At 69.6% G+C, this 20,387-nt stretch carries 21 protein-coding genes, 1 tRNA gene and 2 pseudogenes; 10 read left to right on the plus strand and 14 right to left on the minus strand.

Translation table 11 applies throughout. The features are described 5' to 3' along the window. Positions 1 to 74 precede the first annotated feature (74 nt). Together JOD63_RS10935 and JOD63_RS10940 are read right to left on the minus strand one after the other, a co-directional pair. Positions 75 to 869 carry an ABC transporter permease gene (locus JOD63_RS10935; RefSeq protein WP_045274024.1) on the minus strand — a complete coding sequence of 265 codons (795 nt, stop codon included), beginning with the start codon at positions 867 to 869 and terminating at the stop codon, positions 75 to 77. Continuing rightward, positions 866 to 1,954, minus strand: a complete 1,089-nt coding sequence (locus JOD63_RS10940) for an ABC transporter ATP-binding protein (RefSeq protein WP_052682238.1) — start codon at positions 1,952 to 1,954, stop codon at positions 866 to 868. The genes JOD63_RS10935 and JOD63_RS10940 overlap by 4 nt, the downstream gene beginning before the upstream one ends. Before the next feature lie 61 nt (positions 1,955 to 2,015). Here JOD63_RS10940 and JOD63_RS10945 point away from each other — a divergent pair, with 61 nt between their 5' ends. Both JOD63_RS10945 and JOD63_RS10950 read left to right on the plus strand, forming a co-directional pair. Continuing rightward, on the plus strand, positions 2,016 to 3,017 hold the full coding sequence (locus JOD63_RS10945) for a helix-turn-helix transcriptional regulator (protein ID WP_211088100.1): 1,002 nt from the start codon (positions 2,016 to 2,018) through the stop codon (positions 3,015 to 3,017). A 133-nt stretch (positions 3,018 to 3,150) separates the two neighbouring features. Then, positions 3,151 to 3,624, plus strand: coding sequence for a heme-degrading domain-containing protein (locus JOD63_RS10950; protein ID WP_045275400.1), 474 nt, complete (start codon positions 3,151 to 3,153; stop codon positions 3,622 to 3,624). A gap of 4 nt (positions 3,625 to 3,628) precedes the next feature. Here JOD63_RS10950 and JOD63_RS10955 read toward each other — a convergent pair whose 3' ends face one another. Further along, positions 3,629 to 3,799, minus strand: a complete 171-nt coding sequence (locus JOD63_RS10955; protein WP_169748400.1) for a hypothetical protein — start codon at positions 3,797 to 3,799, stop codon at positions 3,629 to 3,631. A 120-nt stretch (positions 3,800 to 3,919) separates the two neighbouring features. Beyond that, positions 3,920 to 4,570 (minus strand): NAD(P)H-binding protein, encoded by a 651-nt coding sequence (locus tag JOD63_RS10960; protein ID WP_045275402.1) that lies wholly within the window; start codon positions 4,568 to 4,570, stop codon positions 3,920 to 3,922. A gap of 206 nt (positions 4,571 to 4,776) precedes the next feature. On the opposite strand from JOD63_RS10960, the gene JOD63_RS10965 reads away from it, so the two are divergent. Continuing rightward, a tRNA-Met gene (locus JOD63_RS10965) sits at positions 4,777 to 4,852 on the plus strand. Between the two features lie 209 nt (positions 4,853 to 5,061). Here the strand turns inward: JOD63_RS10965 and JOD63_RS10970 are convergent. From JOD63_RS10970 to JOD63_RS10990, 5 genes and pseudogenes are all read right to left on the minus strand, one after another. Further along, complete coding sequence (locus JOD63_RS10970) at positions 5,062 to 5,391, minus strand: DUF202 domain-containing protein (RefSeq protein WP_045275403.1); 330 nt, start codon at positions 5,389 to 5,391, stop codon at positions 5,062 to 5,064. Next, a pseudogene (locus JOD63_RS10975) lies at positions 5,388 to 5,749 on the minus strand (YidH family protein). The gene JOD63_RS10970 and the pseudogene JOD63_RS10975 overlap by 4 nt, the downstream one beginning before the upstream one ends. Positions 5,750 to 5,966: 217 nt before the next feature. Beyond that, on the minus strand, positions 5,967 to 7,391 hold the full coding sequence (locus tag JOD63_RS10980) for an MFS transporter (protein ID WP_052682486.1): 1,425 nt from the start codon (positions 7,389 to 7,391) through the stop codon (positions 5,967 to 5,969). Between the two features lie 131 nt (positions 7,392 to 7,522). Next, positions 7,523 to 9,349, minus strand: coding sequence for a sulfatase (locus tag JOD63_RS10985; RefSeq protein WP_045275404.1), 1,827 nt, complete (start codon positions 9,347 to 9,349; stop codon positions 7,523 to 7,525). Next, positions 9,346 to 9,948 carry a PadR family transcriptional regulator gene (locus JOD63_RS10990; protein ID WP_045275405.1) on the minus strand — a complete coding sequence of 201 codons (603 nt, stop codon included), beginning with the start codon at positions 9,946 to 9,948 and terminating at the stop codon, positions 9,346 to 9,348. The genes JOD63_RS10985 and JOD63_RS10990 overlap by 4 nt, the downstream gene beginning before the upstream one ends. A gap of 181 nt (positions 9,949 to 10,129) precedes the next feature. Between JOD63_RS10990 and JOD63_RS10995 the strand changes: the two are divergent. Continuing rightward, a pseudogene (locus JOD63_RS10995) lies at positions 10,130 to 10,915 on the plus strand (formylglycine-generating enzyme family protein); the annotation flags it as partial. Between the two features lie 41 nt (positions 10,916 to 10,956). Here the strand turns inward: JOD63_RS10995 and JOD63_RS11000 are convergent. Next, on the minus strand, positions 10,957 to 11,883 hold the full coding sequence (locus JOD63_RS11000; protein ID WP_045275488.1) for a diacylglycerol/lipid kinase family protein: 927 nt from the start codon (positions 11,881 to 11,883) through the stop codon (positions 10,957 to 10,959). 174 nt (positions 11,884 to 12,057) lie between these two features. Continuing rightward, positions 12,058 to 12,555, minus strand: coding sequence for a DUF427 domain-containing protein (locus tag JOD63_RS11005; RefSeq protein WP_045275406.1), 498 nt, complete (start codon positions 12,553 to 12,555; stop codon positions 12,058 to 12,060). Positions 12,556 to 12,667: 112 nt separating this feature from the next. Between JOD63_RS11005 and JOD63_RS11010 the strand changes: the two genes are divergently transcribed. Then, positions 12,668 to 13,312 carry an LON peptidase substrate-binding domain-containing protein gene (locus tag JOD63_RS11010; protein WP_045275407.1) on the plus strand — a complete coding sequence of 215 codons (645 nt, stop codon included), beginning with the start codon at positions 12,668 to 12,670 and terminating at the stop codon, positions 13,310 to 13,312. Positions 13,313 to 13,336: 24 nt separating this feature from the next. On the opposite strand, the gene JOD63_RS11015 is transcribed toward JOD63_RS11010, so the two are convergent. After that, positions 13,337 to 13,639 carry a hypothetical protein gene (locus JOD63_RS11015; protein WP_045275408.1) on the minus strand — a complete coding sequence of 101 codons (303 nt, stop codon included), beginning with the start codon at positions 13,637 to 13,639 and terminating at the stop codon, positions 13,337 to 13,339. 161 nt (positions 13,640 to 13,800) lie between these two features. Continuing rightward, entirely contained in the window at positions 13,801 to 14,286 is a 486-nt protein-coding gene (locus JOD63_RS11020) for a MarR family winged helix-turn-helix transcriptional regulator (RefSeq protein WP_045275409.1), read from the minus strand. A gap of 87 nt (positions 14,287 to 14,373) precedes the next feature. Here JOD63_RS11020 and JOD63_RS11025 point away from each other — a divergent pair, with 87 nt between their 5' ends. From JOD63_RS11025 to JOD63_RS11045, 5 genes are all read left to right on the plus strand, one after another. Further along, positions 14,374 to 14,949, plus strand: coding sequence for an NADPH-dependent F420 reductase (locus tag JOD63_RS11025; protein WP_045275410.1), 576 nt, complete (start codon positions 14,374 to 14,376; stop codon positions 14,947 to 14,949). Between the two features lie 133 nt (positions 14,950 to 15,082). Further along, positions 15,083 to 15,814 (plus strand): flavodoxin family protein, encoded by a 732-nt coding sequence (locus JOD63_RS11030; RefSeq protein WP_045275411.1) that lies wholly within the window; start codon positions 15,083 to 15,085, stop codon positions 15,812 to 15,814. Positions 15,815 to 15,867: 53 nt separating this feature from the next. Further along, positions 15,868 to 16,272: an NAD(+)--rifampin ADP-ribosyltransferase gene (arr, locus tag JOD63_RS11035; RefSeq protein WP_045275412.1), complete on the plus strand. Its 405-nt coding sequence runs from the start codon at positions 15,868 to 15,870 to the stop codon at positions 16,270 to 16,272. Positions 16,273 to 16,342: 70 nt separating this feature from the next. Beyond that, the gene (locus tag JOD63_RS11040; protein WP_045275413.1) at positions 16,343 to 16,714 is read left to right on the plus strand and encodes a hypothetical protein; all 372 of its coding nucleotides are present in this window, start codon (positions 16,343 to 16,345) and stop codon (positions 16,712 to 16,714) included. 89 nt (positions 16,715 to 16,803) lie between these two features. Beyond that, positions 16,804 to 17,193, plus strand: a complete 390-nt coding sequence (locus tag JOD63_RS11045) for a hypothetical protein (protein ID WP_045275414.1) — start codon at positions 16,804 to 16,806, stop codon at positions 17,191 to 17,193. A 75-nt stretch (positions 17,194 to 17,268) separates the two neighbouring features. On the opposite strand, the gene JOD63_RS11050 is transcribed toward JOD63_RS11045, so the two are convergent. Next, a complete protein-coding gene (locus JOD63_RS11050; RefSeq protein WP_245243910.1) occupies positions 17,269 to 20,358 on the minus strand; it encodes a S8 family peptidase in 3,090 nt (1,029 codons plus the stop codon). Between the last annotated feature and the right edge of the window lie 29 nt (positions 20,359 to 20,387).

The raw sequence follows: 20,387 nt of genomic DNA on the forward strand, positions 1-20,387 counted from the left end.
GCGGAGCTCAGGCCGGCAGGCCGGGGCCGAACGGCCCGGGGGCCGAGCGGCCGGCGGGCCGGTGCCTGCCGATCTCAGCTGCTCTTGCGCATCGCGCGGATGCCGGCCCACAGGCCGAGCGCCGCCAGCACGAGCGCAGCGACCCAGCCCCACAGCACCTCGATCGCCCCGAGGTCGCCGGCGAAGAGCGCCCGCTCCGCCTGCACGACCCAGTTGACCGGGTTGACCGTCGACACCGCCCGCATCCAGGCAGGCCCCTCGTCGAGCGGCAGCAGCATGCCCGACAGGATCAGCAGCGGGAAGATCAGCGTCTGCTGCACGCCCCAGAAGAGCCACTCGCGATCCTTCGTCTTGAGCGCGAGCGTGTACGACAGCGACCCGAGCCCGACGCCGAAGACGGCGAGCAGGGCGAGGCCGACGACCAGGCCGGGAACGTTGATCGTGAACCCGAACGGCCACGCGATGAGCACGATGATGATCGCCTGCACCACGATCGGTGCGATCTCCTTGAGCGCACGGCCGACCAGCAGCGACGACCGCGCGAGCGGCGCCACGAGGGTGCGCTCGTGCGAGCCGGTCATCATCTCGTACTGCAGGTTCGATCCGGTCGCGCCGGTGCCGAACAGCACGATCATCACCAGCACGCCGGGCACGAACCACTGCAGGGTCTCCCCCACCGGCGCGCCCGACGACCCGACGAGGAGCGGAGCGAACAGCCCCAGGAACACCAGCGGCTGCACCAGGCTGAAGATGAGCGTGAACGGGTCGCGCACCACGGGCTTGAGCTCGCGGGTCAGCACGTTCCAGGTGTCGCGGGCGGGGTTCGCCCGCACGGCGGTGTCGGGCCGGGTCTCGATCTGCGCGGTCATCGGTTCGCTCCTGTCTTCTGTGCGGCGTCGCCCGCGGTGTTCTGCTCGGCCGCACTGTCACCTGCGGCCGGGCCGTCGGCGGCGGCATCCGTCTCTTCGTTCTCATCGCCCGTCGCCGACTGCTCGGCGTCGCGCAGGGTGCGCCCGGTGAGCGCGAGGAACACGTCGTCGAGGGTCGGCGGTACGCCCGTCGCCCGCTGCACCTGGATGCCGGCGGCATCGAGCGCGCGCACCGCCGCCGGCAGCAGCGCGTCGCCATCGGGGGCGGTGACGGTGACGGATGCCGCATCCTGCGTCACCTGCCGGTCGGTGAGCCGCTGCACCACCGCGACCGCGGCGGCGGCATCCGTCTCGCCGTCGAAGCCGAGCGTAAGCACGTCACCGGCGAGGGTCGCCTTGAGCGCCGTGGCCGTGTCGTCGGCGATGACGCGCCCGCGGTCCATCACCATCACGCGCTCGGCGTACCGGTCGGCCTCTTCGAGGTAGTGCGTGGTGAGGAACACGGTGGTGCCGTGCGTGCGGCGCAGCTCGAGGATGTGCTGCCACAGGTTCGCCCGGCTCTGCGGGTCGAGACCGGTCGACGGCTCATCGAGGAAGATGAGCGGCGGCGCGTGCATGAGTCCGAGCGCCACGTCGAGCCGGCGCTTCTGCCCGCCCGAGAGCTGCTGCACCGAGCGGTTCGCGAAGCCCGACAGGTCGAGCGACTCGATGAGCTCGTCGGCACGCGCGCGCGAGGCAGCCTTCGACATGCCGTAGAACGCGCCCTGGCTGAGCAGCTCGTCGCGCGAGCGCTGCGAGAAGCTGCCGCTCGTCAGCTGGCCGACGTAGCCGATGCGCGCCCGCACGTCGCCCGGCCGGGTGAGGATGTCGTGGCCGACCACGCGGGCGGTACCCGAGGTCGGCGGGATGAGTGTGGTGAGCATGCGCAGGCTCGTCGACTTGCCTGCGCCGTTCGGGCCGAGGAATGCGACGAGTTCACCTCGCGCGACCTGGAACGTGAGGTCGGTGACGGCCTCGACGGTCTTCTTCTTGACGGTGAAGCGCTTGGTGAGCCCTTGCGCTTCGATGATCGGTTCGTTCGCCATGGCTCGAGGGTAGAAGCGGATGCGGACACATACGGTCCGCAATGCATGAGAATCTTGACGCATGTCCGACACCACCACCCGAGCCCTCTCGCTGCTCAACCTGCTGCAGACCCATCGCCACTGGCCCGGGTCGGAGCTCGCCGATCGGCTCGGCGTCACCGAGCGCACCGTGCGACGAGACGTCGAGCGCCTGCGCGACCTCGGGTATCGCATCGAGTCGTCGCCCGGGTCCACCGGCGGCTACCGGCTCGAGGCCGGCAGCGCCGTGCCTCCGCTGCTCCTCACCGACGAAGAGGCCGTGGCGATGGCGATCGGGCTGCGGGTCGCGGCATCCCAGCGGCTGATCAGCGGCCCCGAGACGACGATCACCGCGCTCGCGAAGCTCGAACAGGTGCTGCCCGCGCCCCTGCAGCGCCGCGTGAACGCCCTCGCCGAGACGGTGCAGCCGACGGGTATCGCCGCCGGAGCGCCGGTGTCGACCGAGGTGCTCGGCGAGCTCGCCCTCGCCTGCCGCGACCACGAGCGCGTGCGCTTCAGTTATGGGGCGGCATCGGGCGAGGTGACGCGGCGGCGCGTCGAGCCGCATGCGCTCGCGCCCGCTGACCGGCACTGGTACCTGCTGTGCTGGGACCTCGAGCGCGACGACTGGCGCACCTTCCGCGTCGACCGGCTCTCGGGCGTCGAGCACACGCGCGTGCTGTTCGAGCCGAAGCCGCTCACACCCGAGCAGGTCGAGGAATTCATCCTGGTCGCACGGTCGTGGGCGCGCCAGCCGGTCGAGGCGGATGCGGTCATGGAACTTCCGCTCGACGTGATGCGCGAGATGTTCGGCCAGTGGGGACAGGGCGCGACCGACGCGGGCCCGGGGCTGACCCGCTGGCCCGTCGGCGGCGCGGACTTCCGAGAGACGATGTACGGGCTCACATGGATCCCGGCCGGGGTCGAATACACGACCGATCTCGCGTCGCCGGCTCGCGAAGAGCTGCAGGAGGTGTTGGAACGGATGCTGCGCGCCCTGGCCGCCCCGCCGCCCGCGCCCGCCACCTCCACCCCCAGTCGTTGAGCGGCCCGCGCCCCGCTCCGGTCGTTGAGCGAGCGCAGCGAGACGAAACGCCCCGCCTCCCACGGTCGTTGAGCGAGCGCAGCGAGACGAAACGCCCCGCCTCACCCCGGCCCCCACCACTACGCTCGTCCTCATGAGCGACCCCCGCGAGATTCTCGACCGCGTCGAGTCCGAGGAGCGTGAGCTCGTGCTCACAGGCTTCGATCTGACGGATGCCTGGACCCTCGGCGCCCGCATGCGCGAGGCCGCGGCGGCGGCATCCCTCCCCATCGTTATCGGGATCACCCTCGGCGAGGCGCGTGTCTTCCACACCGCGCTGCCGGGTTCGAGCGCCGACAACGACGGCTGGCTCGAGCGCAAGACTCGCGTCGCGCGCCGCTTCGGCCGATCGTCGTACGGGGTCGGGCTGTCGTTCCGCGCCGCCGGCAAGAGCTTCGACACCGACGCGCGACTCGACACCGAGCTGTTCGCCGCGCACGGCGGCGTGTTCCCGATCACCGTCGCCGGCGTCGGCGTCGTCGGAACCGTCGGCGTCTCGGGCCTGCCTCAGGCCGACGACCACGCGTTCGTCGTGGAGCAGCTGCGGGCCTTCGTCGCCTCGCGCTGAGGCGCTAGCTGTTCGCCAGGCGGACGGCCTTCTCGACGAAGTAGGTCACTTCGCCCGTGGCGTCCTCGACACCGATGACGAACGTGCCGGAGTGGGTGGCGCGGGCATCGACGACGGAGCCGCGCCCGCGGGGCGTGACCACCTCGGCTCCCGCCGAGAACACGGATTCGCTCATGGTTCCGAGTATGCGTGCCGCGGCATGCATCCGCCTCCCCCGTGAGACGGATCCGTGTCCGCCGAGCGAGCGAAGGGCGCCAGTGACTTGCGGGGTGCGATGGGGACGGTCCCCGCGGATCTACGGCGCGATCGCCTCGGCGATCGGCACGTCGCCCGAGTTGAACAGGATGCTGCGCCCCACCGTCGACGGGTCGGCCAGGGCAGCGGCGATCACAGCCGCCACATCGGCGCGGCTGACCGAGCCCGACTCGGTTGCTGTGGTGTCGATGCGTCCGGTCGGCGGATCGAGAGTGAGCGTGCTCGGGCCGAGGATCGTCCAGTCCAGGGCGCTCCGGCGCAGGTGCTCGTCGGCCGCAGCCTTCGCCTCGGCATAGGCGAAGAACGAGTGATCGGCGGGAACGCCGTGATCGAGTGCGGCACCGAAGTACGACACCATCACGTAGCGCGGCACGCCGGCCGCCTGGGCGGCATCCATCGACCGCACCGCTGCATCGCGATCGACCGCATAGGTGCGCTGCGGATCTCCGCCACCCGCGCCCGCCGACCAGACCACGGCGTCGGAACCGGCATCCGTGATCAGCTGCGCGAGCTGGTCGGTGTCGAGAGCCTCGACGTCTGCGACGAGCGGATGCGCGCCGGTGGCTGCGACATCCGCCTCGTGCTGCGGGTTGCGGATGATCGAGGTGACGGCGTCGCCGCGCGCCACGAGGAGCGGCGCGAGCAGCAGGGCGATCTTGCCGTGTCCGCCGATGATGTGGATGCGGGCCATGTGGGCCTCCTTCCGCTCCCTCGAACCTACGCTTCCGGAGCACGGCGAGGGCCGGTGCAGGCCGCCGTGTTTCGCACTCGTCACACGGCGACGCTCAGGGAAACGTTCGGTTACGCCTCTGCCCGTTGTCGGCGCCGAGGGCTAGCGTGGTGTCGTCCCCGCACGGGAGCAGACCCTCGTGAGGTGTCGGTCTTCGAACGGGGCATCGCGGCGAACCGGGTGGCCCCGGGCTCCGGTTCATACCCGGAAGCGCAGCGGGTTCGACTCCCGCCGTCGCGTCCAGTTCTCTCGGGAAGAGATCTCAGTGTTTCCAACGGACCGCGGCGCCTCGTGCCTGGTAGTTCACGACTGCTTCGACACACGGGGGGGACCTGCACTGAGCACGGCGGCCGCCGTCGTGACCGCCCTCGCTTGAACAAGTCGCGTGGAACAACGGGCCGCCCTCCTCTGGAGCGTCATCTCCCATGACGACGGTCTTCCAAAATCGGGTGTCACGCGCCAAGGACAACCGCGAGGCTGACGACACCCGCGACGAGTGCGATGAGGCAAAGTGCGAGAAGTAGGCCCGCCGGCATCCCGCCTCTGTCACAATCACGCGCGAGGATGGTGTCGACGACGCTGAGGCGTCGGCTCGCGCTGAGCCACAGCGCACCGGATGCTGCGAGTCCGGCGGCGCCTGCGAGCACCCACCACGCGTTGTCGAGCGCGGCGGGCAGCACGCGCAGAGCGACGAGCGAGCCGATGGCGAAGGCGAGGCACGTGCGCCGCCACGCGAGTTCGGTACGCTCCGGCTGGAGCCCGGGGTCGAACAGTGCCCTCATGGGATCAGGATCGCGAGCAGGACGAGCGCACCCGCAGCGGTGACAGCGACGGCGAGCAGCGGTCCGAGGACTGTGGCGGGGAGCGGCCCGCCGCGACGGAGCGCCCGCTCGGTGCGAGCCCAGTTGAGCCACGCGAGCGCCGGTGTGATGAGCCCGGCGATCACCAGCACGAGGGATGCTGCGAGCCGGAGGCCGGATGGAGGTCGAGTCCGAGCAGTTCGAGCGCGACACCGCCGGCGATGAGCGCGAGCGCGGTGCGGATCCACGCGAGAAAGGTGCGCTCGTTGGCGAGCGTGAAGCGGGCGTCAGGTTCGATGCCGTGGCGGAACACCGCGCGCGGGAAGCGGCGGTCGGTCATGCCGCGACTGTCCGGATTCCGGCGGTGCCCAACGATTCGAGTCGCCGGAGATTCAGCGTCAATGGCGCTCGGGCTGGTCATTGTCTCTCTCGATCGTCGGGGGATACGAACTGGGGCCGGGCAGATCACTGCCCGGCCCCAGTTCGTGGTTGTCAGGAGTGCGCGTTGGCCGCAGTGAGCAGCTGTTCGACCTGCTCCCGAGTCATGCTCGTTCCCATCAGATCGCCTGGCCGTGGGCTTCGGCGTCGAGGATGTGGGCGCGGCGTGCGTCGAGGTCGGCCTCGAGCGCGAGGCGGTCCTTCTTGAACGGCCGGTAGAGCAGCGACAGCCACACGGCGTTCACGACCATGACGCCGCAGACGATCCAGAGCATCACTCCCTGGAGTCCGATCGTCGCCGCCAGCGCCCCGCCGACCACGGAGTAGATCGCGAAGCCGATCGATTCGATGATCGAGACGAAGATGGCGAAGGCGGCACCGCGCAGCTCGGGCGGCACGATCGCCATCACCAGCGGACGGTTCACGGCGGGGTTGAAGCCCTGGGCGAGACCGCAGAGTCCGAAGAGGATGAGGTACGGCATGATGCCGTCGTAGACGACCTGCGTCGTGAAGTAGGCGAACACGGCGAACAGCAGCTGGGCGCCCTGGAGCATGGCGATGCGACCGTAGTTGACGCTGACCTTGTTGAGCCAGTCCGAGAGCAGACCGCCCGAGACGTTTCCGACGAGGAATCCGATGCCGAAGGGCGCCATCACGGTGGCGGCGAGGGCGACGTCGAAGCCGAACTCCTGCACGAGCATCGTGACGCCGAACACGGCGAGAAGCATGTGGCTGGACAGCAGGCGGCTGACCAGCAGGATCAGGTAGCTGCGGATCGTGAGGAGCTTGCGAACCTTGGCCCACGTGATCTTCGAGGCAGCTTCGCGCTCCTCCTTCGAGAAGGTCTTGAGCTGCTCTTCGCCGCCGCCGGTGCCGGGGTCCTTGTAGAACGCGAGGATCAGCAGGCCGAAGACGACGTTGAGTGCGCCGAAGAAGAAGAAGCCGTAGCGCCACCCGTCCTCGATGTTGGCGAGGCTGCCGATGAGCGGTGCCATGAGCGAGCTGACCGCGGCGGTGCCGCCGTAGACCCAGCCGACGACGCGGCCGCGCTTCTTGTCTTCGAACGAGTCGCCGATGACCTCGGGGACGAGCACGTGCGCCGCCGCGGTGCCGGCGGCCATGATGCCGTAGAGCACGAGCAGCTGAGTGAAGTCCTGCGCGAGACCAGCGGCCACTCCCCAGACGCCCCAGAAGCCGGTGGCGATGGCGAGCACCCATCGGCGGCCGATCTTCTTCGAGAGGAAGACCCACGCGGGGCCGGCGACGACGCCGACGATACGGCCGACGGCGGCCAGGATGCCCAGGGCGCTGGTCGCAAGACCCAGCGCCGCGGCGATCACCGGGAACAAGGTCGTCGCCATCGAACCCTCGCCGCCGTCGGCGATCATCGATCCGCCGAGGATGACGAGGTTGGTCTTGCGGCGCGGAACGCCGCCCTTCTTGTCGAGGTCGCCGTGGCGGATCGCCGCCGTGACGGTCGGGGCAGAGGCTGCCGGAGCCGGCGCGTAGCCGGTCTGCGGTGGGGTGCTGCTGTCGGTGGTCATGGTCACTCCTTCGTGATGATGGTTTCGGTGAAATCGATTCGGGATGCGTCTGTGGCGGTGCGTTTCGATGCGTTTCGGTGAGAGTCGGGTCGTGCCGTCAGGTGACGGGTCTTACGGACGAGCTGAGGGCGTCACGCCTGCTCGACGGGTTCGACGGGAACGGGCTGATCGGATGCCTCAGCCGCCGTGAGCAGCTGTGCGAGTCCGGCCAGCACGGGGCGCGGCAGGAGGCCGACCATCATGGCGGCGATCTGCAGCAGGCTCATGCCGCCGATCATCTGGATCATGGGTCCGCCCGCGAGCATGGGCGCCCGTTCGACGAGCACCGCGCGGGTGCGGGGGTCGGCGAGCAGCTCGGCGATCGGGCGGTCGAGCACCACCCCGTCGGCGCCGAAGTCCTCGGCACTGGCGGCCGGGGCCAGCGACAGCTGCAGCAGCTGCCACTGCGCGTCGATGAGCAGGTGCTCCTCCGTCAGGGGGCCGGTTTCGGGAAGTCCCAGTCGCGCGAACTGCTCGGTCGGGGCATCCGCCGCCGTCATCGCATCGCGCAGTGCGGTCGCGAGCCGCAGCTCGAGGTCGGCATCCCTCAACGGCGCGATCTGCTCGGGATCGGTGTGCAGGTCGAACAGCTGGGTGCCGAAGGCGTATGGGCTCACCCACGCCTGAGCAGGCGTCTTCAGCACCTTGAGCCCCTTGGTGAAGGGGAGCGGGTCGACGAGCTGCGCGTGCGCGAGTTGCTGCTGCGGGAAGAACCCGGTCATCACCGTCGGCATGAGGGTGTGCTCCGACAGGGGCTGATTCTGCGGTGTCGCCGACGCGCGCATGTAGACATAGCGGCCGTCGGTGACGCAGACGTGCCCGCCGAAGACGCCGAACAGGCCGTACTCGCGCACCGGGGTGTCGTCGGCGACGACCGGTGCGAGCGAGGAGCCCTGCATGTCGGCGGTGGGATCGACGCCGAAGAAGTCGAGCAGCGTCGGGCCGAAGTCGATCGTCTGCACGAGCGCACCGCGGCGCTCCCCCGCGACCTGGGCACGCGGGTCCCACACGAACAGCGGGTTGTGGATGGTCTCGTCGTACCAGGGCTGCACGTTCTTGCCCCACCACCCGTGCTCGCCGAGCATGAAGCCGTGGTCGGTGCAGACGATCAGCATCGTGTCGTTCCACATGTCGTTCTCGTCCATGAGGTCGAGCACGCGCCCCAGCGACTCGTCGCACATCGTCAGCAGCGCGGCATACTCTGCCCGGGCGTGCTCGACAGCCTCGGGGGTCTCGGTGACCTTGGCGTAGTCGGGCCAGTCGAAGTGCGGACCGTCGTATTCCGCCGCGGCGTAGTGCGTCTTGTATTCGGCGTAGCTGAAGAAGGGTTCGTGGGGGTCGAAGGTCTCGATCTGGACGAACCAGGAGTCCTCACCCTTGTTGGTCTCGATGAATTCGACGCCGGCGTCGAACGTGAGCGTCTGGGGGTGATCGGCCTTGTCTTCGAGGTGGGCGCGGTTCACCCAGTCCTGACGCCACAGCTTCGGCTTCACCTTCGCGGTCATGCCCAGCGAATCAGGGATCTCGGGATCGGCCACCTGCCCCTTCCAGGGGTCGCCCTCCTGACCACGGAAGAACTCGTAGGTCGAATAGCGGTTGTGGTAGGTCGCGCCGCCGTCCTCCCAGTAGTGCTGGTGGTCGGTAGCCAGATGCGTGTGAACGCCGGCGGCCTTCAGCATCGCGGGCACCGAGTCGTCGAAGGGCTCCAGGGGTCCCCACGAGCGGTGCAGGAAGTTGTAGCGCCCGGTGTGCATCTCTCGCCGTGCCGGCATACACGGCATCGATCCGCCGTAGCAGTTGTCGAACGTCACCGTGCGGGATGCGAGCCGCTGGAAGTTCGGCGCGTGCACCCAATCGCCGCCGTAGTTCGGCAGCATCCGCCGGTTCAGGCTGTCGAACATGACCATGATGGCCCTCATGCGGATTCCTCCTCAGCGTCGGCGGTCGACGCAGTACGTGCGATGTCGGCGATGAGCATGGCGCGGATCTCTTCGAGCCAGTCCATCCAGTGGTCGACGGAGTCGGCGCCGAAGAGGTGCATCTGCTCGCCGTAGCGCGCCGCGCGCTCCATGTCGAGGCCGGGGATGGGCTCGACGCCGACGTATCCGCGCTTGCGCACACGGCTGGCGGCGACCTGATCGCGACGGTAGGTGAGCTCGGTCTCGACCACCCGCAGGGCGGCCTCGACGTCGAGGCCGACGGTGAACGAGAAGCGCGTGTTGAAGTCGGCGTCCTGGAAGCGGCTGGTCGGCTCGTACGGCGAACGCACCCACTCCAGCAGCACCTGCTGGCCGATCTCGGTGATGCGGTACACCTTGGCGTCGGGCCTGCCTTCGCGCGGGTCGACCTCGAACTCGACAAGGCCGTTCTTCACCATCCGCGCCAGCTCGCGATAGATCTGACTGTGGTGCGTATTCGACCGGATGAACTGGCCCTCGACGTCGAACCACTTCATCAGCTCATAGCCGTGGTAGGGCTTGTTCGCCAGAACGCCCAGCAGCACGTGCTCGAACTTCATCATCGCTCTCCTCTTCGTCGAGTCGCCTATGTGCAGATGCACATATGTAACTAGTGTTATAGCGTGCCCGCGGCGAATGTGTCAAGCTTTCGCGGTGACGACTTCCCCGACGGATGCCGCGACCTGCCTGATACCCGCGGACCGCTACCTGCTCGGCGATGCCTTCGACGAGGGGTACCCGTTCGACGGCGAGGGCCCTCAGTGTGAGGTCGAGCTCGAGGGCTTCGACATCGATGCGACCCCTGTCACGAACGCCGCCTTTCGACGCTTCGTCGACGCGACCGCATATGTGACCGAGGCGGAGACCTTCGGCGACTCGGCCGTTTTCCACCTCGCCGTCGCGGCTCGACCCGAGCACGTGCGCGGAAGATTCGGCGGGGCGCCCTGGTGGCTGTCGGTCGCCGGCGCCGACTGGCGGCATCCCTACGGGCCACTCTCGAACGTCGACGGCCTCGACGACCACCCCGTCGTCCACGTCTCATGGGCCGACGCGCAGGCGTACGCGGCCTGGGCAGGTCGGGCGCTTCCCACCGAGGCCCAGTGGGAAGCCGCTGCGCGCGGCGGCCTGCGCGGTGCCCGCTATGCCTGGGGCGACGAGCTCACCCCGGGCGGACGGTGGATGTGCAATATCTGGCAGGGCACGTTCCCCACGCGCAACACCCGCGAGGACGGCTGGCTGACCACCTCGCCCGTCGGGACCTACCCCGCGAACGGCTACGGCCTCTTCGACGTCGCCGGCAACGTCTGGGAATGGTGTGCCGACCGGTTCGAGACCACCCCTGCGTCAGCATCCCGAACCGGAGCCCCGCTGCTGCCGATCGTCCAAGAGGAGCGCCGCGTGACGCGCGGCGGGTCGTACCTCTGCCACGAGTCGTACTGCAACCGATACCGCGTCGCCGCGCGCACCGGCAACACTCCGGATTCGTCGATGGGCAACTGCGGATTCCGCACCGTCAGCGCTGGGTGACAGGAGCGTCTCTCGTGGACACCAGAGGCGGCATCCCCACGTCATCGCACCCGCAGTGCTCCAGCATCGACCCGCGCGGTGAAGGTCTGCACGTCGCCGACCTCCTCGCCGTCGATCTCGAACAGTAGCGGCCGGGGCAGTTCGACGCTGATCGACGCACCCGTGAGGTGGCGAGCGGTGTCGGCATCCACCGTCTGCGCCTCGGACGTGAACACGCGACGGATGCCGTTGTCCCACACGAACGAGCGGACGGTGTCGAGCCATCCGGTCACCGTGTCTGCACTGACGAGGAGCGCGTCGAGGAGGCCGTCGTCGACGGCAGCGTCGGGCAGGATCGCGACGCCGCCCTGGATGGTTCCGCAGTTGCCGATGACGAGCGTGTGGCCGCTCACGGCCTCGGGCTCGCCGTCGTCGACCTTCAGCGTGAAGTCGACGACCTCCGACTTCGACACCGCCCGGCCGAGTGCTTCGACATAGGCGAGCCAGCCGACCTTGTCCTTCAAGTCGTCGTCGGTCTCCACGAGCATGTGGGCGTCGAGACCGAACCCGACCATCACCGCGAAGCCCTGCTCGTCACCGCCCCCGGTGTCGATCCAGCCGATGTCGATGCGCCGCTCATCGCCCCGCAGAGCCCGCTCGAGCGCGGCAGCGACATCGCCGATCGGCACCTCGAGGTTGCGGGCGAGCAGGTTGCCCGTGCCCTGCGGCACGATCGCCAGCGCGGCATCCGACCCCGCCAGCACCTCAGCGACCGCACGCACGGTGCCGTCGCCGCCCGCGACGATCACCAACTGCGCACCGGCGTCGAGGGCGTCGCGCGCGGGCCCGTTGCCAGGGTCGTGTTCGGTGGTCTCGAACCAGTCTGCGGCGGCGCACGCGGCGGCGTCGACCTTGTCGAAGGCGTCGCGCAGATCGTCGCGCTTAATCTTGCTCGGGTTGTAGACGACGGCGATGCGGGGTGTGGTCACACCATCACTCTGCGCACCCGCCTGCACCGTGTGCAACCACTTGCGCACGCCGCCTCGGCGCGATAGCGCCAGTGCCGTGTCGAGGTACCGCGGTGAGCAATGGCCCATGGCAGGTCACCTCACCGCGTCACGACCACCCACCCGCGCAGCGGGCCCAGCGCCATGAAAGGACGCTCACCACCCCATCGTGCCGACCCCGCCCTTGAACGGGCCGCGGATCTCGGGGGTGATCCATCCGCCGTAGAACCGGCCGGGCTGCGGTGTCACCTCGACGCCGTCGACGGTGCACCGGTCCATCAGCGCCGGGTACACCGCGACGCGGTCGCTCAGCGCCTCGTAGCCGGGCAGCGGGGCGGGGTATCCCCACGCGGCGTGCGGTCGCTCTTCGCCGCCGGCCCGCACGTCGAAGTACCGCGCCGATCCTTTGAACTCGCACGCCGAGCCCCCGGGGCCGCGGATCAGCGCCCCCGGAAGAAACGCGGCCTGAGGCAGGTAATACACCGGCGGATGACTCGTCTCGAGCACCCGCACGACGTCGGTGGTGTCGACGATCACCTCGCCTCCGAGCACGATGCGCACGCGGCGGTCCACGCGCTCGACACGTGGCGGGCGCGGGTAGTCCCAGACCGATTCCTGGTCTGCCGAGATCGGTTCCGGCTGCGGATGCTGCATGGCGCCCTCCTCGCCGCCAGCCTACGAACCGCCCGGCCGACGCGGCTCGATCTCAGCGACCTCCCAGTTGAGAGACGCGCCACCCTCTCCCTCCACTGGTTGACTAGGCGCCATGGCTCCGGTGGCGATGTTCCCGCTCGGCTCGGTGCTCCTGCCGCATACGCCGCTCGCGCTCCGGCTGTTCGAACCGCGCTACCTGACGATGCTCGGGCGCCTGCTCGACGACGAGGATCCGCAGTTCGGCGTCGTGCTGATCGAGCGCGGCAGCGAGGTCGGCGGCGAAGACCAGCGCAGCCGCATCGGCACCATGGCACGCATCGTGCAGGTCGAGTCGGCCGCCGAGGCGATGCACGTGGTGGCCGTCGGCGGCGAGCGCGTCGAGGTCACCGCGTGGCTCGACGATGATCCTTACCCGCGCGCCGACGTGACGACGCTTGCGGCACTGGAGTGGGACGACGCACTCGGGCCCCTCCTCGCGGAGGCGGAGGCGATCGTGCGGCGCGTCGTCGCGCGCGCCACCCTGCTCGGCGAACTCACCGAGTCGGTGAGATGGGATGCCGCGACCGAGCTCTCGGACGACCCCATCGAGTCCACCTGGCAGCTGGCCGCCATCGCTCCCCTCGGCGACTTCGACCGGCAGACCCTCCTCCACGCGACGACTGCAGGCGGACTGCTGCGGCAGATCATCGACCTCACGCTCGAGCAGGACCTCGTGCTCGGAGCATCCGGCACCGCCGACGGTCCTGACGAGGACTGACCGGATCCGATCACGCCCCCGTCGTCACGGCGCCGGCTGAACCCGCATCCGTCCACGACCGAACGGCAGGGCGGGCGCCCGATACGCGATCACCGGTGCGTCCGTGGGTGCGAGCATGAGCTCGGCCTGCCCGAACCGCCAGAGCCGGTTGAAGAGGAACACGCCGATGGTCGCCGCGCGGTCGGCCGGCAGCTGCCACGTGCCGACGCCCCACTGCACCGGCTGGCCGCGTCCCTCGATCACGATCGTCGGCCGCACGCCGAAGTAGAGCGCGAACCACGGCCTCGTGAGCCGCAGCTCGACCCGACGGCTGACGGATGCTGTCACGTCGAGGCCCCCTCGCCCGCCTCGACTGCGGACGCGTGCTCGCGTGCGCGACCCCGGCCAGCAGCGTCGTCGTCACCCAGAATGCGCACAGACCCACCGTACGCGCTCGTCAGCTCACGAACGACGCGCGGTGAGGCACCCCACGGGTCGCAGCTCCACACTCACCGCGGCCGTGTCGCCGCCATCGCCCCGTCGGGATCCAGCTCCCCCAGCACCGCGGCCGCAACCTCGCGCAGGCTCTGCGCCTGCTCCGCGGTCAGGCGGTCGAGCAGCACCCGGCGCACATTCTCGACGTGGCCCGGCGTCGCCCGCAGCACCACGCGCCGGCCCTCCGCCGTGATCACCACGTCGGTCGCCCGAGCGTCGACGGTGCTCGGCTCCCGCCGCACCAGCCCGCGCCGCTCGAGCCGGGTGATCACGTGCGACAGCCGCGGCAGCGTCGCGTTGGTCACTGAGGCGAGCCGCTTCATCTGCAGCCGATGCCCGTCGGCGTTGGTCAGTGCCGACAGCGCGACGTAGTCGAAATGCGTGAGGTCGGCGTCACGCTGCAGCTGCGCATCGAGCTCGCGCGGCAGCAGCTCGAGCAGGGCCGCCAGGGGCACCCACGTGTCGAGTTCTTCAGCTGTGTAGAACCTGGCGCGACTCATTCTCCGATTCTAGGAATACTTGTGCCTACAAGCGAGTTCCACCTCTCAGATGCTTGAAGCTACAAGCAAATAGTCAAGGAGAGAGACATGACCTCGATCACCATCTTCGGCACCGGCAACATGGGCCAGGCCATCGCCGGCGTTCTCGCACGCGGCGGCGCCGACATCCAGCACATCGGCAGCGGCGACGCATCCGCCACCGTCAACGGCGACATCGTCGTGCTCGCCGTTCCCCACCCCTCGCTCGCGCAGATCGTCGCCGCCTACGGCGAGCAGTTCGCCGGCAAGACCGTGGTCGACATCACCAACCCGCTCGACTTCTCGACCTTCGACTCGCTCGTCGTTCCCGCCGGCAGCTCCGCGGCCGCCGAGCTGCAGGCCGCACTCCCCGCCGCGAAGGTCGTCAAGGCGTTCAACACGAACTTCGCCGCGACGCTCGCCTCGGGCACCGTCGAGGGCGCCCCCACCACCGTGCTCGTCGCCGGTGACGACGCCGACGCCAAGGCCGCGCTCATCGCCGCTGTGCAGGCAGGCGGAGTCGCCGCCGTCGACGCCGGCGCCCTCTCGCGCGCCCACGAGCTCGAGGCCATCGGGTTCCTGCAGCTCACCCTCGCCGTCGGCGAGAAGATCGGCTGGACGGGCGGCTTCGCCCTCGCGAGCTGACGGGCCGGGCGGCACGACCCGCGCGCCGCCCGGCCGATCCCAGGGCGACGGATGCCGCGGCCTGCGGCATCCGTCGCCGTCTCGTCACCCGACCCCGGTGCGCCCGCCCATTCCCGGGCGTATCGTCGGCGCCATGAGCGACGCGACCACCCCGCCCGCGAGCTACGACGACCTCCGCGCGGTCTACATCAACTGCACCCTCAAGCGCAGCCCCGAGCTCTCGCACACGCAGGGGCTGATGGACCACAGCATCGCGCTCATGCGCGACCAGGGCGTGACCGTCGACACGCTGCGCTTCGTCGACCACGACATCGCCACCGGCGTCTATCCCGACATGCGCGAGCACGGCTGGGACACCGACGACTGGCTCGAAGACGTGTGGCCGCTCATCGACGCGGCCGACATCCTCGTGATCGGCGGGCCCCTGTGGCTCGGAGACAACTCCTCGATCACCCGCAAGCTCATCGAGCGCCTCTATGCGATGAGCGGCATGTTCAACGCCCGCGGCCAGTACGTCTACTACGGCAAGACGGGCGGCGCCATGATCACCGGCAACGAAGACGGAATCAAGCACGCCTCGATGGCGATCCTCTACAGCCTGCAGCACATCGGCTTCGTCATCCCGCCCGCCGCCGACGCCGGCTGGATCGGCGAGGTCGGACCCGGCCCGAGCTACCTCGACCCCGGATCGGGCGGCCCCGAGAACGACTTCACCAACCGCAACACCACCTTCATGACGTGGAACCTGCTCCACATCGCGCGGCTCCTCAAAGACGCGGGCGGCCTCCCGGCGTACGGAAACCTGCGCAAGAGGTGGGATGCCGGTGAGCACTTCGGCTTCGACGCCAACCCCGAGTACCGCTGAGCGGCTCCGCACCGCGGTTGCGGCATCCGCAGCTCGTCGCGCAGGCTGAGAGCATGAGCCAGCTCGACGACGGCCCGTTCTACCACGGCACGAAAGCCGACCTCCAGGTCGGCGACCTGCTCACAGCGGGGTTCCGCTCGAACTACCGCCCCGAGATCGTGATGAACCACATCTACTTCACCGCGCTCCCCGACGGGGCGGGGCTCGCGGCCGAGATCGCTCCGGGCGACGGCGCACCCCGCGTGTACCGCGTCGAGCCGACCGGACCGTTCGAGAACGACCCGAACGTGACCGACAAGAAGTTTCCGGGCAACCCCACCCGCTCGTACCGCAGCAGCGCGCCGCTGCGCATCGTCGCCGAGGTGACCGACTGGACGCGGCTGACGCCCGAGGCGCTGCAGATGTGGCAGGAGCGGCTCGAGACCATCCGCACCGAACGCGGCGAGATCATCAACTGATCCGGCGTGAGCGGCATGCTCAGTCCGGACACGTGGCACCGCCGAGCATCCCGCGAGTACAGTGCGGCTCATGGAACAGACACGCATCGACGTGGGCCCGGCGACGGCGCCGGCCCGCAACGGCGCACCGCGCCTCATCGGGGGCATCGCCCTCTGGGCGGCTGCGATGCTCGCCGGGGTGCTCGCCGCCGCGTTCTTCGTCATGAAGTCGATGACATGGATCGGCGGATACACCGGCGGCTTCTGGCAGGACGATGAGGGAGCAGGGCTCGTCGTCGGCATCGCCCTCGTGCTCGCCTGGCTCGTGCTGCTCGCGGCCTCGATCGCCGTCATGTTCCGCGGCGCGCTGCGCGGTTCGCGCGCCGCCCACGTCACCGCGATCGTGCTGGCCGTGGTGAGCCTCGTGGTGATCGGCGGCTGGCTGCTGCTGCTCATCCCCTGACACCCGCCCGCCTCAGGCGGTTCGCAGGCTGCGGGGCTAGCGTGACCACGACCGAAGGAGGCAGCGTGCGTCGTCTGAGCCGAATCGCCATGACGACCGTCGCGTTCGCCACCGCCGTCGCCCTCACCGCCTGCGCTCCCGGAGGAACCGTGTCCGAGCCGTCGTCGCCTGCCTCCCCCTCGCCGAGCCTCTCGCGGTTCGAGCCGGTGCCGACGGCGTCGGGCGAAGCCGCCGAGGTTCCGGCATCCCACTGGGACGCGATCGTCGCCGATCTCGCATCCCGCGGCGTCACCGGTGAGCCGCAGCTCGTCTCGGCCGAGAACGTCACATGGCCCAACGCCGCCCTCGGCTGCCCGAAGCCCGGCATGTCGTACACGCAGGCGCTCATCGACGGCATGCGCGTCGTCGTGACGGTGGACGGCGTCGTGTACGACTACCGGTTCGGAACCGAAGCCACTCCCCTGCTCTGCGAGCGCTGAGCGCCGACTGCCCGGAACGCCGGCGAGGCCGGCATCCGTTGAATCGGATGCCGGCCCCGTCGGGTTCGCGAAGCGCTACTTGCGCGTCTTGACGAGCACCGTCTCGCTGGTGCCCGACGCGTTGTCGATCGCGACGAACATCGCCCCGAGCGGCTTCTGCGCGGCGACCTGCTCGGCGTCCACGGCGATCGTGACGTCGAGCTTGCCGTTGCGGGGAACGACCTCGTACTGGGCGTCGTCGAACGCCTTCGCCGTCGGGTCGTACGTCGCCACACCGTCGACCGAGTCGCTGCCGGCGGTGTCGGTCAGCGAGAACGTCTGCACGGAGTAGTCGAACGCGCCGGTGATGCCCAGCTCGCTCATGTCGCCGAGCATGATGATCGTGCTGCTGTTCGTCGGCGCGACCGAGTAGTACATCGGCGTGATGGCACCGGTGGCCAGGTCGTACGCGGCCACGAGGCTGCGTCCGTCCGAGCTGCCGCTCAGCAGCAGGCCGCCGTCGAGAGCGAGCAGGATCACGTCGGGCTCACCGTCGCGGTCGTTGTCGATCACGACGTCGAACTCGATCGCCGCCGCGTTCGACCACCGCTTGTGGGTGTTGACCGCGAAGGCGACCACGCCGTCGTCCGGGTAGGACTGCACACCGACGCTCGCGATGTCGAAGCCCGTGTCGGCGATCTTCTTCGACACGTCCTTCTTGTCGGAGAGGCCCCAGGTGTACAGGTCGGCGTACGCGTCGGCTGCACCCTTGGAGTTGGTCAGCGTGACCTTCTTGGTGGTATCGACGATCTTGTCCTTCTTGCCGAAGAGCTCCTTCGTCTTCGTGTCGACGTTGCTGTCGGCACGCGGCACCAGCAGGTACGGGACCCGCAGCGTCGACGACTTCGACGTGAACTCGACGTTGCCCGAGAACTCGTACAGCGCGAACGTGCTCGCGTCGGACGTGCCGACCGCGCTCGCCGGAGCCGAGACCGTGACCTGCACCTTGGCGGTGCCGCGGGCCGGGACCGTCACCGACGAGCGGTTGAACGAGACCTTGGCCTGCTCGGACTGCGCCGACGGGGCAGCGCTCACCTTGTACGTCACCGCGGTCTTGCCGTGGTTGGTGAGCGTGATCTCCTTGCGGCCGCTGAACGAGCTCTGCGACTCCTGGAAGCCGAAGCTCAGCGCCGTCTCACGGTTCCTGCCGCTGTCGGTCTTGAACGAGTCGCCGGTCGCGGTGACCTGCGTCGCCACGGCCTGCGCGGTGTCGACGAGGCCCACGCCGCCGCGGGTCAGCTGCTGACCCGCCACACCGTCGGGGTCTGCCGACGAGACGACCGCGGCTGAAACCTCGGATGCCTTCCACCCCGGGTGCGCCTGCACGGCGAGCGCCGCGACGCCGGCGACGTGCGGAGCCGCCATCGAGGTGCCCGAGAGCACACCGGGCTGGTTGCCCGTGCCGACGCCGGTCGAGACGATCGAGACGCCGGGCGCCGCGACATCCACACCGATTCCGGAGTCACCGCTGCGGGGTCCGTTCGACGAGAACGACGCGAAGCCGCGGAAGCCCGGGTTGGTGAGCGTGTTGGCCGCGAAGGTCGCCGCCTGGCCCGAGGTGAACTTCGCACCATCCGTCGACGGCACTCCGAGGAACGGGATCGTCACGTTGAACTTGTCACCCGTGTCGGGGTTCTCGGTGATCGGACCCTCGAACGGCGGGAAGCCGGCTGCGTTGTTGACCATGAGCGCCGCTGCGGCACCCGCCTGCTCTGCGAACACGGCGCGCGCTGCGCGTGCGCAGGTTCCGCGGACCGACACGGCGATCTGCTCGCCGCCCTCGACCACGCCGTTCAGCGTGTACGCCGCGACCGAGCATCCGAGCGCCTCGTTCTCGGGCGTGCCCGCGATGTCGGCGAGCTTCACGACCTCGAGTTCGCCGAGACCGGATACGTCGACGCCGTTGGCGTTGATCGCCTGCACCTGCTGCGAGCCGTCGAGCGTGATCATCGCGCCCGGGAACGTCTGGTAGCTGTCGGTGGCGGCGACCGAGATCACGCCGTCGCCCGTGCTGGGTGCACCGACGAGGTACGGGTTCGGTCCCGAGTTGCCGGCCGAGGCGACGACGACGACGCCCGCGCCGACCGCGTTGGCCGCGGCGACGGCCTCGGGGTCGTCCTTCGAGCCGAAGCTCGAGCCGAGCGACATGTTGATGACGTCCATGTCGTTGGCGACGGCCCAGTCGATGGCCGCGACCGTGATGTTGGTCGAGCCGTCGCAGCCGAAGACGCGCAGGGCGTACAGGTCGACCTCGGGTGCGACACCCGGGCCGATCCGCCAGTCCTTCGACGCCGACGTGTCGTCGTAGGCGCCGGTGTAGCCGACGCCGTCGGCGGTCACGCCGCTGCCGCCGGTGGTGCCGGCGACGTGGCTGCCGTGACCCTGGCAGTCGAGCGGGTTGGCGTCGGGCTTCGGGACGCTCGCGTCGTCGTTCGCGTCGTACGCGTCGCCGACGAAGTCCCAGCCGCCCTTCACGCGGGGTGCGTTCGGGCCGAACAGCGCCGGGTCTGCGGCCGACGTCTCGGCGGCGTGTGCCGCCTCGTACGCCTCGACCGTGCCGGGGCCGCCGAAGTTCGCGTGCGTGTAGTCGATGCCGGTGTCGATGATCGCCACCTTGATGCCCTCACCGGTGAACCCGGTGCTCTCCCACACCTGCGGGACGCCGAGGAACGGCACCGACGTCGCGTTGTCGACCGTGTAGGTGCGCGCCTGGCGCACGGCGACGACGTTCGGCAGTGCCGCGACCTCGTCGACAGCGGATGCCGGGATGGTCGCCTGCACGCCGTTGTAGGCCGACTGCATCTGGGCTTCGACGGCGCCGCCGCTGCCCTTCACCGCGTCGACGACCGGCTTCTGCGCGGTCTTGAGGCTGTCGCGGAGCGCCTTGCGCTCGGCCTTGGAGAGCTCGGAGCCCTTCTCGGCTTCGACGACGGCGACGGGGTCGGCGGCGAGTTGCACGACGACCGTCACGTCGCCGTCGGCGTCGACGGCTCCCGGCGTGAACGTCGTGCTGACCGAGCCCGAGGACTCGACCTTCTCGAACTTGGACAAGGGATCGGCATCAGGTGTGGCGGCGACTGCTGCCGTCGCGGGGAGCGACAGCGCCAGGACTCCGGCGACTGCCAACGAACGCAGGTACAAAGCGGACCTTCTTT

Origin of the sequence: Microbacterium terrae (genome assembly GCF_017831975.1) — a bacterium.
GTDB lineage: Bacteria > Actinomycetota > Actinomycetes > Actinomycetales > Microbacteriaceae > Microbacterium > Microbacterium terrae.